This window comes from Archangium sp. Cb G35 (assembly GCF_001896145.1).
Lineage (GTDB): Bacteria > Myxococcota > Myxococcia > Myxococcales > Myxococcaceae > Archangium > Archangium violaceum.
In genome coordinates this window covers 245,038-259,394 of the sequence record NZ_MPOI01000014.1, presented here as the reverse complement: position 1 = coordinate 259,394, position 14,357 = coordinate 245,038, and the positions used below count along the sequence as shown (strand labels likewise).

13 protein-coding genes are annotated in these 14,357 nt (G+C 70.2%); 4 read left to right on the top strand and 9 right to left on the bottom strand.

The window, feature by feature from the left end; genetic code table 11:
- Positions 1-11: 11 nt before the first annotated feature.
- The gene (locus tag BO221_RS37865) at positions 12-3,626 is read right to left on the bottom strand and encodes a two-component regulator propeller domain-containing protein (protein WP_233166438.1); all 3,615 of its coding nucleotides are present in this window, start codon (positions 3,624-3,626) and stop codon (positions 12-14) included.
- A 280-nt stretch (positions 3,627-3,906) separates the two neighbouring features.
- On the opposite strand from BO221_RS37865, the gene BO221_RS37860 reads away from it, so the two are divergent.
- Positions 3,907-5,583, top strand: coding sequence for a TrkH family potassium uptake protein (locus tag BO221_RS37860; protein ID WP_143195920.1), 1,677 nt, complete (start codon positions 3,907-3,909; stop codon positions 5,581-5,583).
- A 9-nt stretch (positions 5,584-5,592) separates the two neighbouring features.
- Complete coding sequence (locus BO221_RS37855; protein ID WP_073565733.1) at positions 5,593-6,255, top strand: TrkA family potassium uptake protein; 663 nt, start codon at positions 5,593-5,595, stop codon at positions 6,253-6,255.
- Here BO221_RS37855 and BO221_RS37850 read toward each other — a convergent pair whose 3' ends face one another.
- The 5 genes from BO221_RS37850 to BO221_RS37830 all read right to left on the bottom strand — a co-directional run bounded on the left by BO221_RS37850 (position 6,256) and on the right by BO221_RS37830 (position 10,144).
- Positions 6,256-7,227, bottom strand: a complete 972-nt coding sequence (locus BO221_RS37850) for a hypothetical protein (RefSeq protein WP_073565732.1) — start codon at positions 7,225-7,227, stop codon at positions 6,256-6,258.
- Positions 7,228-7,494: 267 nt separating this feature from the next.
- On the bottom strand, positions 7,495-8,100 hold the full coding sequence (locus BO221_RS37845; RefSeq protein ID WP_073565731.1) for an SMI1/KNR4 family protein: 606 nt from the start codon (positions 8,098-8,100) through the stop codon (positions 7,495-7,497).
- 39 nt (positions 8,101-8,139) lie between these two features.
- Positions 8,140-8,910 carry an NAD-dependent protein deacylase gene (locus BO221_RS37840; RefSeq protein WP_073565730.1) on the bottom strand — a complete coding sequence of 257 codons (771 nt, stop codon included), beginning with the start codon at positions 8,908-8,910 and terminating at the stop codon, positions 8,140-8,142.
- Between the two features lie 110 nt (positions 8,911-9,020).
- Positions 9,021-9,212, bottom strand: a complete 192-nt coding sequence (locus tag BO221_RS37835; RefSeq protein WP_073565729.1) for a hypothetical protein — start codon at positions 9,210-9,212, stop codon at positions 9,021-9,023.
- Between the two features lie 86 nt (positions 9,213-9,298).
- Positions 9,299-10,144: an alpha/beta fold hydrolase gene (locus BO221_RS37830; RefSeq protein ID WP_073565728.1), complete on the bottom strand. Its 846-nt coding sequence runs from the start codon at positions 10,142-10,144 to the stop codon at positions 9,299-9,301.
- 185 nt (positions 10,145-10,329) lie between these two features.
- Between BO221_RS37830 and BO221_RS37825 the strand changes: the two genes are divergently transcribed.
- Positions 10,330-10,989: an outer membrane beta-barrel protein gene (locus BO221_RS37825; protein WP_073565727.1), complete on the top strand. Its 660-nt coding sequence runs from the start codon at positions 10,330-10,332 to the stop codon at positions 10,987-10,989.
- Between the two features lie 72 nt (positions 10,990-11,061).
- On the opposite strand, the gene BO221_RS37820 is transcribed toward BO221_RS37825, so the two are convergent.
- Positions 11,062-11,433, bottom strand: coding sequence for a hypothetical protein (locus BO221_RS37820; protein WP_233166437.1), 372 nt, complete (start codon positions 11,431-11,433; stop codon positions 11,062-11,064).
- A gap of 302 nt (positions 11,434-11,735) precedes the next feature.
- On the opposite strand from BO221_RS37820, the gene BO221_RS37815 reads away from it, so the two are divergent.
- Positions 11,736-12,191 (top strand): hypothetical protein, encoded by a 456-nt coding sequence (locus BO221_RS37815; protein WP_073565726.1) that lies wholly within the window; start codon positions 11,736-11,738, stop codon positions 12,189-12,191.
- 54 nt (positions 12,192-12,245) lie between these two features.
- Here the strand turns inward: BO221_RS37815 and BO221_RS56670 are convergent, their stop codons facing one another.
- Both BO221_RS56670 and BO221_RS37805 read right to left on the bottom strand, forming a co-directional pair.
- Positions 12,246-13,076, bottom strand: a complete 831-nt coding sequence (locus BO221_RS56670; RefSeq protein WP_073565725.1) for an SEC-C metal-binding domain-containing protein — start codon at positions 13,074-13,076, stop codon at positions 12,246-12,248.
- Positions 13,069-14,202, bottom strand: a complete 1,134-nt coding sequence (locus tag BO221_RS37805) for a hypothetical protein (RefSeq protein ID WP_073565724.1) — start codon at positions 14,200-14,202, stop codon at positions 13,069-13,071. Before BO221_RS37805 ends, BO221_RS56670 begins: the two co-directional genes overlap by 8 nt.
- Positions 14,203-14,357: the final 155 nt, after the last annotated feature.

Sequence of the window (14,357 nt, the reverse complement as noted above, 5' to 3'; positions counted from 1 at the left end):
CCCGGGGCGCCTCACGCCGCCTGGCCCGGCCCTCCAGTGCGTGCCTTCACCACCCAGTCCCGCACCTGCTCGCGCAGCTGCTGCGGGTCGAAGGGCTTGTCCACCCGCGCGTTCTGCACCGTCTCCATGAAGGCGCGCGCCGCGGGCGTGAAGGCACCGCCGGTGACGAACACCATCCGCCGCGCCACCGCCGGCGCGGACGTCACCAGGTCCGCGTGCAGCTCCATGCCCGTCAGGTCCGGCATCATCAGGTCGCAGAGCACCACGTCTACCTCCGTGCCCTTCGGCCCCTTGAGCAGTTCCAGCGCCTGACGCGAGCTCGTCACCACCTCGACGTCATGCTCACGCGCCAGCGTCCGGCGCAGTGCCGAGCTCACCATCACATCGTCATCGACAATCATTACCCGGCCGCGCACTCGCGCACCCTCCTGCTCTTGTTGCATCGGACGCACTCCCTGGAACTGCCCCACGGGCGCCGCCGCGGCCCGTAGTGTCACACGAACCACTGTCCCCTTGCCCGCCTCGCTCTCCACGGCGATCTCCCCCCCCATGGCCGTGATGAACCGATGACACAGGGCCAGCCCCAATCCCGTACCTACACCCACGGGCTTTGTGGTGAAAAAGGGGTCGAAGATGCGACCTATCACCTCCGGGGGAATCCCACACCCGGTGTCGCGCACCTCGGCGATCACCCGCTCGCCCTGCACCCGCGTCGCCAGGCGCACCTCGTGGGAAGCCGCCTGCCCCTCGGGCAGCGCCTGGGCGGAGTTGATGATGAGGTTGAGGAAGACCTGGGCCAGGCGGGACTCGTTGCCGTCCACCCACGCGGAGTCCCCGTACTCCTTCACCAGCCGGGCCCGGGGCGTCAGCTCGTTGCCGGCCAGCTTCGCCGCCGAGTCCAGCACCGCGTGCAGGTCCACCGGCCCGCGCAGCTCCTCGTCGCCCCGGGAGAACGTCTTGAGATCCTGGACGATGCGCCGCACCCGGTCCGCGCCATGCCGGGCCTCGTTCAGCGCCCGCTCCATGTCCTCCAGGCGCCGGCGGCCCGGGGCGTTCAACGGCACGTCCTTCTTGAGCGCCGCCGTCTCCGAGCTGACGTGGTCCAGGTTGGAGACGATATAGGCCAGCGGGTTGTTGATTTCGTGGCCCACGCCCGCGGCCAGCGTGCCCACCGCCGCCATCTTCCCCGCCTGCACCAGTTGTGACTGGGCCTGGCGCAGGGCGCGCAGGTTCTCGTCCAGCTCGCGGTTGGCCCGGGCCAGCTCGCGCGTGCGCTCGTCCACGCGCGCCTCCAGCCAGCGCTCGCGCCGTTTGAGCCGGCCCACCCGCAGCGCGTACCCACCCATGGCCAGTGCCCCCACGCCCAGCACGCACAGCGCGAAGAACCACGGCGTCTCGTGGAAGCGGGAAATGACGGTCAGCTCCACCACCGGGCCCGGCTCCGTCCACACCGCGTCCCGGTTGGCCGCCGTCACCATGAAGCGGTAGTCACCCGGCGGCAGGTTCGTGTACGAGGCGGAGCGCCGGTCCTCGGCGTCCACCCAGTCCTCGTCATGGCCCACCAGCCGGTAGCGCAGCGGCGGCCGCGTGGAGTCCCCCAGCGACAACGCGGTGAAGCGGAACTCCACGTCCCGCTGCCCCGGCTCCAGCATCAGCTTGCCGGCGATGGGCACCGGCCGGCCCTGCACCCGCACCTCCTCCAGGCGTGGCTGGGCCAGGGGCCGGTGCACCACCATCTTCGCCGGGTCCACCGACACCAGGCCCCGCAGCGTGGGGAACCACAGCTTCCCATCGCGCGCGCGCCAGCCCGAGGGGAACATGCCCCCGCTGCACTCGGCGCTGCGCATGCCGTCGCGCCGGTCGAAGAGCAGCGGCCGCACCGTGGTGCGCTGGCCGCCGGCCACCTCCTCCAGCTCGCGCCGCGACACGCGGGAGATGCCCCGGTTGCAGCTCATCCACAGGTAGCCCTGGGCGTCCTCGAGGACGCGGAAGACGGCGTCGTCCACCAGGCCCTGCGCGGTGGTGAAGCGGGTGAAGCGTCCGCCGCGCACCAGCGTGAGGCCCGTGCTCGAGCCCACCCACACACCGCCGCGAGGGTCCGCGTACACGTCCACCACCCGGTTGCCGGCCAGCCCCTCGGCCGTCGTGTAGCGGGTGAAGGTGCCGCCGGCCGGCAGCCGGTACAGGCCCCCGAAGGAGCCGAACCAGAGCGTGCCCTCGGCGTCCTCGGTGATGGAGACGACGGGCGCCTCCGGGCCGCCCTGCTCCGGGCCGAAGTGCGTGAAGGTGCCCTCGTGCAGCCGGCTCAGCCCCGCGAGCGTGCCGAACCACACGTCCCCGCGCGAGTCGGCGAAGAGGGAGAAGAGCAGCTCGTCCCGCAGGCCCTGCTCGCGGCCCACGCGGGTGAAGCTCCGGCCGTCGTAGCGGTAGGCGCCCGCGGAGGTGCCCACCCACAAATGGCCATCCTGGCCCTCGGCGAGCGCGCGCAGGTTGCCCGGGGGCAGGCCCTCCGCCGGGCCGAAGCGCGTGAGCACCCCATCCTTCAGGCGCGTCAGCCCGCCCGCGTGAGCGCCCACCCACAGCGCGCCCTGTCTGTCCTCCAGCACCACCGAGACGAGGTCATCCCCCAGGCCCTCGGGCTGGCCGAAGGGGACGAAGGGCGCGTCGCGCAGCCGGTTGAGGCCACCCGACGCCGTGCCCACCCAGAGCGCGCCCTCCCGGTCCTCCAGCAGCGAGAGCACGCCCGTGCCGGACAGGCCCTCGCGCGGCCCGAGCACCGTGAAGGAGCCTTCCGACAGGCGCGTCAGTCCCCCCTCCTGCGTGCCCACCCACAAGTTGCCGTCCCGGTCCTCGGCGAGCGCCCGCACCTTGTCGTCCGGCAGCCCGTCGCGCGTGGTGTGGAGCCGGGCACGCTCCCCCTGGAGGCGCACCAGGCCCGCCTCGGTGCCCACCCACAGCGAGCCGTCATGGCCCTCCAGCAGCGCGCGCACCGCGGCCCGATCCGCCGCTCCCGGCAGACGCACCGGCTCCGCGCGCTCCCCGGACAGACGCGCCAGTCCCCGCTCGGTGCCCACCCACAGGACGCCCGCGTGGTCCCTCAGCAGCGCCCGCACCTTCACCGAGGGCAACCCCTGCTCGGTGCCGTAGCGCCGCGGCTGCCCGTCGCGCAGGAGGAAGAGGCCGTCATGGGTGCCCACCCACATGCCGCCCTCCGTGGCGGGAGTGAGCGCGCCCACCTCCACCTCGGCCGGCCCCGGCATCAGCTCCACGCGGTGGAAGCGGCCCTCGCGGTAGGAGACGAGCCCCCTCGCCGTGCCCACCCACAGCGCGCCCGTCACATCCTCGGCGAGCGCTTCGATGTACTCGTCATGCAGCTCGGGGGTGTTGCGCTGGTCGTAGACGGTGAAGTGCAGGCCGTCGAAGCGGACCAGTCCCTCCCAGGTGGCCACCCACAGGTAGCCGTCGCGCGTCTGGGCGAGCGCGTAGACGGAGTTCTGCGGCAACCCCTCCACGTCCTTCCAGGCGTCATGGCTGTATTGGGTGACACGGCGCGCCGGGTCGAGCGCGAGCGAGGAGGTGCCCAGACCCATCACCATCGCCAGGGCCAGCATCCGCGGGCCATGCATGCCGTATCGCCACAACATTCCCGGTAACTTGTGCCATGCCAGACAGCCCCGGGGCAAACCCGCCCCCCCCGGACAGGTGCGGAAAGCGCCGAGGAGCCGGGTGAGGGGTTGCCCTGATGGGTCCTCGCGCTGGAGGGAGATGCGATAGGGTCGGCCCTCCACCGCGATGAACTCCCCGAGTCTCCGGGCCCCGCCCGACCCCCTCCCCGAGCCGCCTCCGCCCCCGCCTCCCTTCGAGGAGCCCCGCCGCCGGCGGCCCCGGGCGGACTGGCCGCGCCGGATGAGCCTCGTATCGGTGGTGGCACTGGTGGCCTTCGAGTTCACCGTGCGTGGGACGGATGCGCCCTGGCGTGAAGCCGTGGCCGCGGTCCTGGCCGGTGCGGTGGTGGCCACCTTCGGCGGAGAGTTGCTGCGCGACGCGTGGGCCTTCCGCCTGCGCCTGTGGCGCCACCGGTGGCCGGAGCTGCTCTTCGCCCTGCCAGCGGTGTTGTCACTCGGCGCGGCCGGGCCCCGGGGAGCGGCGACCCTGCTCTCCCTGCGCCTGCTCGCCCGGGAGCTGATCGACCTGGTGGCCTGGCGCCCGGCCCGGCCCTTCCTCCAGGCCCTGCTGCGCCGCCCACTGCCGCTGCTGTGCCTGTCCTTCCTGCTCACCATCGCCCTGGGCACGCTGGCGCTGATGTTCCCCGCGGCCACACGCGACGGGCTGGGAGCGCCCTTCATGGTGGCCCTCTTCACCGCCACCAGTGCCTCGTGCGTGACGGGGCTGTCCGTGGTGGACACGGGCAGCTACTTCAGCTCCTTCGGACACTGGGTGATTCTGGGCCTCATCCAGGTGGGGGGCCTCGGCATCATGACGCTCACCACCACGCTGGCCCTGGCCTTCCGCAGCCAGTTGTCGGCGCGCACCCGTGGCGCCATGCAGGAGATTCTCGAGGAGGAGACGGTCCAGGGCTTCCAGGGGCTGCTCTACTCCATGTCGCTCATCACCGTGACGCTGGAGGTGCTGGGCGCGCTGGCCCTCTACCCCTCCCTGGAACTGGCCCCGGACGGGCGGGTGCTGTCCACCTCCGAGCGCGCCTTCTCCGCGCTGTTCCACTCGGTGAGCGCCTTCTGCAACGCGGGCTTCGGCCTGTACCCGGACAACTTCGTGCGCTTCGCCGGCAACCCCGGCGTCAACCTCACCGTCATGGCGCTCATCACCCTGGGCGGCCTGGGCTTCCCCGTCGTCACCTCGCTGCTGGACTGGGAGCTGTGGCGCGAGCGGGGTCCGCGCCGGGGCTGGCGCTTCCTGCCGGTGCACACGCGCGTGGTGCTGCTCACCAGCGCGGCGCTCGTGGTGGGCGGGGCGATGGCGTGGCTGGTGCTGGAGTGGAACCACTCGCTGGCGGGGCTGCCCTGGGGCGAGCGGCTGTGGGCCAGCTTCTTCCAGAGCGTCTCGCTGCGCACGGCGGGCTTCAACTCGGTGGACCTGGCGAAGCTGGGCACGCCCATGCTGCTGCTGAGCCTGGTGCTGATGTTCATCGGCGGCTCGCCGGGCGGCACGGCGGGCGGCGTGAAGACGACGACGGTGGCGGTGCTGGCGTTCACCTTCCGCGCCCTGCTGCACAACCGCTCCGAGGTGGACATCATGGGCCGCAGCGTGCCTCCGGCCACGGTGTACCGGGCGTGCGCGGTGGCGCTCATCTCCTTCGGGTTGCTCTTCGTGCTGGCCTTCCTGCTGTTCGCCGCCGAGCCGCACCTGCCCTTCCGGGACGTGCTCTTCGAGGCGGTGAGCGCGTTCGGTACGGTGGGGGTGACGACGGGGGTGACGCCGCAATTGTCGAGCGTGGGCCGGCTGGTGGTGTGCGCGCTGATGTTCGTGGGGCGGTTGGGCCCCTTCACCCTGGCGCTCGCGGTGGGTCTGTCCAAGGCGCGGGCGAGTTACAGCTATCCCTCGACGAAGATCGTCGTGGGCTGAGGAGCGAGGATGCGCACGTACGTGGTGGTGGGCCTGGGACAGTTCGGCGAGCACGTGGCCCGGCGTCTCACCGAGGCGGGGGGCGAGGTGCTGGCGGTGGACCTGTCGCTGGAGCGGGTGGAGGCCATCAAGGACGTGGTGGTGCAGGCGGTGAGGGCGGACTGCACGTCGGAGGAGGCGATGAAGGCGCTCGGGGTGGGGAAGGCGGAGACGGCCGTCATCGCGCTGGGCGAGGAGGACTTCGAGGCGGCGGTGCTGGGGACATCGGTGCTCAAGGGGCTGGGGGTGAAGACGGTGGTGGCGCGCTCCTCGAACCGGCAGCGGGGGAAGATTCTGGCGCTCGCGGGGGCCACGCGGGTGGTGTACCCGGAGGCGGAGATGGGGGACCAGCTGGCGCGGCTGCTGCTGCACACGAGCATGCAGTCGAGCACGGAGCTGCCCAACGGTTATGCGCTGGCGGAGCTGCGGGTGCCCGAGCACGCGGCGGGCAAGAGCCTGCAGGAGTTGAGGCTGAGGCAGACGCACGGGCTCAACGTGGTGGCCATCCAGCACCGGGGCGTGGTGAACGAGCCGATTCCCGAGGCGATGCTCAGCGTGGGGGATGTGCTGCTGGTGGCCGGCCGAGGCGAGCGGGTGGCCGCGCTCGCGCGCCTGTGGGACCCGGGGCGGTAGTTACGGCTCTCGAAATGGGCGACTGCGCAAAGCGGATACCGCGTCGTCGAAGACCTTGGCGAGCACCGGCTCCGCCGGGCGGTGAGCCAGAAGAAGGTGGGCGTCCTCGGGCTGCCCCACGTCTTGCAACAAGACGGCGGCGCGCAGGGATCCATCGTGAAGGGCGAAGGCCTCCACCCGCCTCCGGGCGACTTCTCGCAGCTCGGCGCGGCTTTCCGGAGGGAGCAGGGGAAACAGGCGCTCCCGATGCCGGAGGAGCAGGATGAACAGGCGTTCGCAGTAGTAGGAGGCTTCTCGATTCACCGCCTCACCGAGCAGAGCATGAGCGGTGGAGATGAAGGCGAGGACGGCCGGGACGAATGGATCTGGCACCTCTTCTTCGAGCACCGTGAGAACCTCCGTCTTGTGATCCACGGGCACCGCGCTGTCCGAGGCCCAGGACTGAAGTTCACCTGGAGACTTCTCGAGAAGCACGAGCAGACCGCCGAGAGAGCTCATCTCCGAAAGAGCCAGCGTCTCCAGGCTCCGCCGGACAACGGGGAGCAACTCCGGGTGGCGTTTGTGCCAGAGGGCCCGAGCGATCGTGTTCACATCACCCAGGTCAGGCTTGCCAGAGGCCAGCCGCTCGAGTCTGCGAATCAGGCTCGCCCGCGCGCTCGATTCCTCGAGCTCGCCCAGCGCTCGGGTAATTGCCTCCGCGACGGAGTCTCCATCACGGTCTCCGCGAGCTTCTTCGCGCACGAGCTGTTGCTCCAAACGCTTGGCACTGGCGGCACCACCCAGTTCCGCCAGGCCGAGGACCGCGGCCTGTCGCACGAGCCCCTCGTCTTCTTCCAACATGGACTCCAGCAAGGCTCGAGCCTTTCGCGGGCCGGGTTGCCGGATCAGGGCGCGGGCCCGTGCCTCCTCGCCGAACCTGCACGCGGCGACCAACTCCTCCCTCCATTGCTTCACGTCCCACTCTCGCGTCATGGCTCGGCAACACCTTTCAACTAAGCCATCGGAAGAAAGTCCGTGCTGGGGTCTGTCCTCAGCGTGAGAGCAGAAGGGACCTCTCCGGGCACGGTCTCGCAGAACTTGTCCAACAGTTGGACAAGTTCGTGAAGAGCGCGCCCGGGAGGCGGGCTGAACTCGATGTCGTGACTTGCGTAGATGGTGCGGACAGACCCACCCCTGAAAGAACTTTGTTCCGCTGGCACAGCGAAGGGAAGTGCGCGCTGCTGCACAACCGCACGGGCCTCACGAAACGAACCAGGACCAGAACCGGATGGGCCGGGCATGCTCTTCCTCTGGCCGCGGCGGGCCACCCGGGAGGTGGAACTCCTGACGGAGGTAATCCGCCAGATCAACCCCATAGAAGATGATGTCCGTCTGGTGAACCGAGAACACCGGGTTGCCCGCCAGCTGTGGCTCGTCGGGAATCATCCGGTGGCCAAAGATGGGGATGAGCTTCGGAGCGGCGGCAATCCGCTCACTCGCCACCCGGAGCGCGTCATCGAGCGTCCGGGGCTTCGGCCCCCACTCCTCCTTCAACCAGATGCCGTTGTGCTGGACGTCGAACAGCAGACCCTGTCGCGGCCGGTCCAACCAGTCACGCAGTGCGGATTCCCCGCCGGAACGCCAGTCGGGGAAGTTCTTGCCCCGGGGCAGGGCCGTCTGGAGAAACGCCCGCAGATCCGGAGGAAACCGGAACCCGAAACGGGCCTCGGTGGCGGCCACCTCCGCATCCGTCAACCCGGGCTCGAACCCAATCCGATGGACCGGAGCATCGGGTGAGATCACACCCGAGCGATACGGGGAGCCACGAAGCTGCTCGACCAGTTCCCGCCAGACACTGTCATCCATCCAGATTCCCCTCCGATATCGAGTCCCTCGAATACCAACTCACCCGCGCTTCCACCGGTCCCGTGCGGCCCACAGCGCCTCGCACGCGGCCACAGCGCCCATCTGGAGATGGACGTCCACCACGCGCGACAACTGCGTCTGCCCCGGGTTGATCTCCACCGTGGGCCGCTGGCGCGCCACCGCCTCCACCACCGGCGCCGTGATGTACGGGAACAGGCTCGACGTCCCGATCGAGAACACCAGATCGAATCCCAGGGCGAACTCCCGCTCCATCACCGCCACCTTCTCCGGCGGCAGCAACTCCTCGAAGAGCACCACCTCGGGGCGCACCACCGAGCCGCACTGCGGACACGACGGACAGGGCGCCAGGTGCACGTAGTCCCTGACGCGCTCCGTGAACTCACACCGCGTACAGCGCAAGTCGTGCACGTCCCCGTGGATGTCGATGACATTCCTCGAGCCCGCCGCCTTGTGGAAGCCATCCACGTTCTGCGTGAGCACCCAGCAGCGATCGAAGCGGCCCTCCATCAGCGCCAGCACCTCGTGGGCCCGGTTGAACTTCGCCCCGCGGCAGGCACGCTCGATTTCGTGCAGGTGCTTCCACGTCAGCTCGGGCCGGCGCCGGAACATGCTCCCCGAGAGCGCCACCTCGATGGGCACTCCCCCCTCCGTCGTCTTCCCGTCGTAGAGCCCCCCAATCCCCCGGTACGTGGGGACGCCCGACTCCGCGGAGATTCCCGCTCCCGTGACGAACAGCACGCTCCGGGCCCGGGACAGGTGCTCGATGACTCGCTCGAGGGCTTTTTCCATGGTGGGGAACGTCGCAGGCCCGGAGATGCTTCCGCAAGCCACTGCTCCACGAGGGCAACCCGGGGCCCGTATACCCTCACCCCGTCCCTCTCCCGAGGGGAGAGGGGTGATTACTGCTCGACCCGGGAGAAGATGCGCCGCAACAGCGCCTCCCCCTCCGAGCGCGGAGGCGCCGCCGACACGAACGCCGGCAACCCATGGCTCTCGGAGCGGACCTTCTGCCCCGGACTCACCGCTCGCGGAAGTCCCAGGCCCACCGGGTCCTGCTCGATCATCGAATGCTGTCCGGTCTGGCGGAACATGGGGGCCCCTCCTCGAAGGAACGCCGCACCTGACGCAGTATCCCCCACGGGTCTGACATGTCCGGTCAGCTGACTTCCCACGTGGCTCAATCCCGGTTGACTTCGCAGTAGGCGAAGTTGAGGGCGTTGGTGTCTCGCGGAACCACCAGGTGCTGCACCTTGGACACGAAGCAGGCGCTGGAGTCCGGATCCACCGTGTAGTTGGGCCGGCGGCAGTCCAGGTTGCTCCCGTTCTTCGTCGCCGGGTCCACCAGGAAGTACCCGCCGCACCAGGGCGGCACCACCGTGTCCCCATCGCTCACCACCGAGGCGTAGTGCACCGGCCCCAGGAAGGTGGCCCCCGGCGTCTCGTCGTTGGAGCCATCCCCCTCGGGCGCCACCCCGTTGAGCTTGCGCAGGAAGGCACTGTTGGCGCAGTCCTCCGGGTTCACCCCCGCGCAGCCAGAGACGAGCCCGCAGTTGGTGATGCCGTTGTGCGGCGAGGACATCACCACCAGGTCATCCACCACCCGGTTGGCCAGGAAGCGCGCGTAGTAGCGCGCCGTCACCGTCCCCTGCGAGTGGGCCACCAGGTCCACCGCCGGGCACGTGCCATTCACGCACGGCACCTTCTTGTCGATGAAGGCCGCCAGGCACTTCGCGTAGCTCTCGTTGACGTAGCTGGCCGCGTACCCCGGCAGCACCGCGCAGTAGTCCCTGGCGCCGCAATCGCGCGCCGCGTCGAAGCGGAAGAGGTTGACCCCCTCCGTGTAGCCCCGGGCGCTCCAGCTGGACACCAGCGTGTCCCAACGCGTCGCGTCGTCATTGCGGCCGTGGACGAGGATGACCGGGTGCTTCGGCGTGACGGTGGAGCAGGACGTGGCGCACTGCGCCTTCGCCTCCACGGCCACGAGACACGACACACCGGCGGCAAATGCCAGGAAACCCTTCATGAAATCCCTCCCTCCGTGGAGGGAGAGACCCCGCGAAGGCTCGAATGAGCACCGGGAAAACGGGACACCCCTGCCAAGGCCGGCGTCCCCCCTGCCAGGGGAGCGCGCGGGGATTTCACCTACCGTTGCAGTCCCCTTCCGCCCGACCACAGCTTGCCAGCGGACACTTGAAAGGAGTCCGAGTCATGAAGTCCGTCATCCGTTTGGGGTTGTGCGCGGCGGCGCTGTGGGGCGGCGCGGCCCTGGCAGGAGATGAGTGGAATCAGCCGGCCTACGGCGGCTCCGGTGTGGACGACCAGGTGGTGTACGTGCCGGTCCAGGAGACCGGCTCCGACAAGGGCCTCTATGTGCTCCTGGGTGGCGGCACCGAGGGCTACACCGGTGATCTCGCCCCGGATCTGAACGCGGGCTTCGCGTACGGCGCCACCGTCGGCTTCAAGCCCACCCGGGGTCTGGGTATCGAGCTGGGCTACAACGGCGGTCTGACCGACATCGACACGTTCGGGCCGGGCGGCGCGGCGGACGGCGCGGACATCATCCGCAACGGCGGCCAGGCGGCCATCACCGTCGGCCTCGTCCCGACGAAGCTCCAGCCCTACCTCATGGGCGGCATCGGCATCGAGAACCACAACGTGCGTGGCATCTCCCCGCTCGCCGGCTACCAGGACGACACCAGCGGGTACGTGCCCGCCGGCCTGGGCCTGCGCTACAACATCGGCTCGCTGCTCACCGCTGACGCCCGCGTGAGCTACAACATCCCGTTCGACCAGGACTTCGCCCCGGCCAGCAACGACGTCTGGAACGGGCGCTACCAGGCGCTGCTGCAGCTCGGTGGTACCTACTAGGTGAACATCCCTGGGCCGGGAAGACTCCGGGGGCTCCCAGGCCCTCGAGTCTTCCCGTGCGTGTCTCCCGGCTCAGGGGTAGCGCGCCACGAAAGCGCCCAGCTTCGCCCCCGCCTCCCGCGTCGCCGGATCCAATGGCTTCGCTCCGGCCGCGGGCAACTGCACCACCAGCTCCAACAGCGCCGGCTTCATCTCGTCCCAGGCGGCGTGGGCCTCGGCCTCGCTCCCGAAGAAGCGGCTGTGCACCAGCCAGCCCGCCACCCCACACGTCACCGCGTAGAAGGAGCGCGAGGGCTCCTCCTCCAGCGTGAGGCGCAACCCCGCAGGGTGCTCCTCGTCCCGGACGATGGTGCCCCCTTCCGCCCCGCCCAGCCCCCGCGTGCGCCCCTCCTCCACCGGCCTCCAGCTCTGCTCGTCGCTCATCGCCTCACGTGCCTCCCGCACTCGGGCTCCACCCTCCTCCACCCGGGGCCTCCACGGCAACCGCTCCGCGGCCCGCCCGGATGCCCACCCGCGGCCAGCCAGCCCCTGGTGCGCTCGCATTTTCCTTTCATTAATCCCGTCTGATGACCCGCACGGAAGGTATGGATTTCCTCCGTCCATACCCGGAATAGCCAGGAAGACGCAGGGGAATCCACACGAGCAGGTGTCCGGAATGAATGCACTGCGCATTTGTCCGAGTGGCGCCTCCCAGGCCGCCTGCATGCCGGGCGTTCACCCGTCTTCCCCAGAGGAGTCCAACTTCCATGAATCGCATCACCATCGCCGTCCTGGTGCTGTCCGCCGCCGCCACCGCGTGTGGCACGAGCCGTAGCGCGACCGGGGGCGCGCGCGAGGGCAGTGGCACCGTCACGGGCATCATCACGCTGGCCGACGAGGTGAGCCCGAAGACGGGAGACTTCTGCTCGGGCCTGAACGTGCGGGTGACGCCCACGGGCGCGCCCGAGGACGTGCTGGGCAACGGCTCGGTGCGCACGAGCCGCAATCGCTGCAGCTACCAGGTCTCCAACCTGCCCAGCGGGGGCGAGTCGCTGGCGTTCTCCGTGAAGCTGCCGGCGGCCTGGCAGTGCGGCAACGGCGGCACGCCCACCGTCACCCCGGAGCCCCAGACGCTGCAGCTGCGGGACTACCAGACGGAGACGCGCGACTTCCGCGTGAGCTGCACGGCGCCGTCGGCCGGGACGTCCACGGCCACTCCGTGAGGTAACCACCGTCCTACCGGGCCCCGGTTCGCGCGGCGGGCCGGGGCCCGCTCGCTACAGGCGGGAGTCCTCGCCCAGGTGGCACTTCTTGTACTTCACGCCACTGCCGCACCAGCAGGGCTCGTTGCGCCCGGGACGGGGAACGTGCCGGGCGGGGAGCGGAGACAGCGGCAACGTGTCGAGGACCATGCTCCGGAACAGCTCGCTCAGCCGCCGGCGCGAATTCCGGGCCCGGTCCACCTTGTCGAGCTGCGCCGCGTCGAGCGTCCCGCCGAGCTCCTCGATGGCGTGCTGCAACTCGATGATGTTCTGGTTGGCGAAGAGGTCCTCCGTGTCGTCGTCCACCTCGTGGGCCGAGAGAACGCGCGAGAGGGGCTCGATGGCGCGCGGGTCCCCATAGACGGACAGGTTGATGGCCCCACCGGTGGGATCCTCCTCGAGCTGCGCGAGGAGGGCCGCGTAGATGCGCTCGTCCTGGACGCCGCAGCGGGACAGCACGGAGAGCAGTCCCAAACGCTCGTCCGCGGTCCGCGCATGGGCCAGGGCCTCCAGGGCGGCGGGAGCCACCGCGGACCCGAGCTCCTCCAGGGCGTAGAGGAGCGCGTCGTAGAGCACATCGCCCGGCTCGCAGTGCACGAGCCGCCGCACCATGGCCGAGATGGCCTCGGAGGTCTTCAGCCGTGCCAGCAGCCGCAGCGCGTGGATGGGCGCATGGCCCTCTCCCGGTGCCGTGACGTAGGACAGGGGCTCGTCGAGCAGCAGCTCCACCAGGGGCTCCACCGCCTCGGCGCCACGCGCGAGGATGTGGGCTTGCAGGGACTCGGGGAGCGTCTCCGTGTGCTCCAGGAGCTGACGCACCAGGGCCCGGGTATCGCCGTCACCCATGGGGCCAACCTCCGCGAAGGAAGCGGTGGGCCTCCTCCACGAGCAGGGGATCATTCGCCGCGGCGAGCTGCTCGGGCAGGGCGGAGAGCAACTGCCACGCATGCTCCCACCACTCGGCCAGTTCCCCGTCCTCCACCAGCCCGAGCCGGTGCAGGTACTCGCCCCACGGACGCAGCGCGAGCGCCGTGGCGGCGTGCACGTGCGGGTGAAGGGCGCGCTCCTCGCCCAGGCCGCGCACCCAGTGCTCCAGGTCGGTGAGCACGGGCAGGAGCAGGTGCATGGGGCGCCGCACCACGCCGCCATGTCCCAGGGGCCCGGGCAGCAGGTGGAAGAGCTCCGGGTAGAGCAACTGGGTGCGGCCCCACGGCCAGCCCTGCCGCACCCGGAGCTCCGTCTCGAAGGTCATCACCAGCGCGCGCTGCTCGTCGAAGAACGCCTCCGGTGACAGGCCGAGCAGCGTGTGCCCCTCGCGGCGCGCCCAGGGCTTCCGGCCGGTGCGCAGCTCCAGCGCCTGGGCCGCCCAGTGCGGAACCGCCCGGTCGAAGAGGGAGAGCTGCTCGTTCAACCGCTCCAGGGACAGACCGGGCTCCTCGCGCAGCCCCGCGTCCATGCAGGTGAGCACCGCGCGCGTCACGTAGTCCACGCGTGTCCACTCGGCGAGCGTCTCGTCCTCACGCACCCGGGGCCACGCCTCCAACAGGCCCGCGCGCGCCTCGTGGAGCCGGCCCCGGTAGAGACACCACTCGGCCAGACGCGCGACCAGGGCGGCATCCCCCGTCTGCCTCGCCAGCGACACGAGTGCCTCCTTCACGTCCCGCCCGGGCAACCGCAGCGCCAGCTCCACGCGCCAGGTGCGCACCGCCGACTCGGCTTCGTACACGCGAGGGGCCCGCTCCTTCCAGGCGTCCAGGAGTGCCTCGAACTCCGCGTACCGGCCCGCCTGATTCAGGGCCTCCTCGACGTGACTGCCCACCTCGAAGGCGTCCTCCTCGTCGAAGCCCGGATGGCCCGCCGCCTCGCGCGCCAGTGGCAGCTTCTCGTCCACGGAGGCCTCATGCAGGCGCTCGTAGAAGGTGAGCGGCAGCCCCTCCTGCCACGCCTCGTCTTCAGGCCGTTCGTTCCCCATACCCGGCCAGTGTAGACATGACCGGAAAAGTTGGCACGGGAATCTGACCTCGAATGTCAGATGCGGGCAAGCGTACGACCTGGCATCCCGCATCGTGGATGGTCAAGGACTCCCGGCGCATCTCGCGTTCGTGAACAGCCAGGGCCACAATCACC

Bases quoted from the DNA above. Each gene is read 5' to 3' on its own strand.
- BO221_RS37865 (WP_233166438.1), bottom strand. From the start codon at position 3,626: ATGCATGGCCCGCGGATGCTGGCCCTGGCGATGGTGATGGGTCTGGGC.
- BO221_RS37860 (WP_143195920.1), top strand. From the start codon at position 3,907: ATGAGCCTCGTATCGGTGGTGGCACTGGTGGCCTTCGAGTTCACCGTG.
- BO221_RS37855 (WP_073565733.1), top strand. From the start codon at position 5,593: ATGCGCACGTACGTGGTGGTGGGCCTGGGACAGTTCGGCGAGCACGTG.
- BO221_RS37850 (WP_073565732.1), bottom strand. From the start codon at position 7,227: ATGACGCGAGAGTGGGACGTGAAGCAATGGAGGGAGGAGTTGGTCGCC.
- BO221_RS37845 (WP_073565731.1), bottom strand. From the start codon at position 8,100: ATGGATGACAGTGTCTGGCGGGAACTGGTCGAGCAGCTTCGTGGCTCC.
- BO221_RS37840 (WP_073565730.1), bottom strand. From the start codon at position 8,910: ATGGAAAAAGCCCTCGAGCGAGTCATCGAGCACCTGTCCCGGGCCCGG.
- BO221_RS37835 (WP_073565729.1), bottom strand. From the start codon at position 9,212: ATGTTCCGCCAGACCGGACAGCATTCGATGATCGAGCAGGACCCGGTG.
- BO221_RS37830 (WP_073565728.1), bottom strand. From the start codon at position 10,144: ATGAAGGGTTTCCTGGCATTTGCCGCCGGTGTGTCGTGTCTCGTGGCC.
- BO221_RS37825 (WP_073565727.1), top strand. From the start codon at position 10,330: ATGAAGTCCGTCATCCGTTTGGGGTTGTGCGCGGCGGCGCTGTGGGGC.
- BO221_RS37815 (WP_073565726.1), top strand. From the start codon at position 11,736: ATGAATCGCATCACCATCGCCGTCCTGGTGCTGTCCGCCGCCGCCACC.
- BO221_RS56670 (WP_073565725.1), bottom strand. From the start codon at position 13,076: ATGGGTGACGGCGATACCCGGGCCCTGGTGCGTCAGCTCCTGGAGCAC.
- BO221_RS37805 (WP_073565724.1), bottom strand. From the start codon at position 14,202: ATGGGGAACGAACGGCCTGAAGACGAGGCGTGGCAGGAGGGGCTGCCG.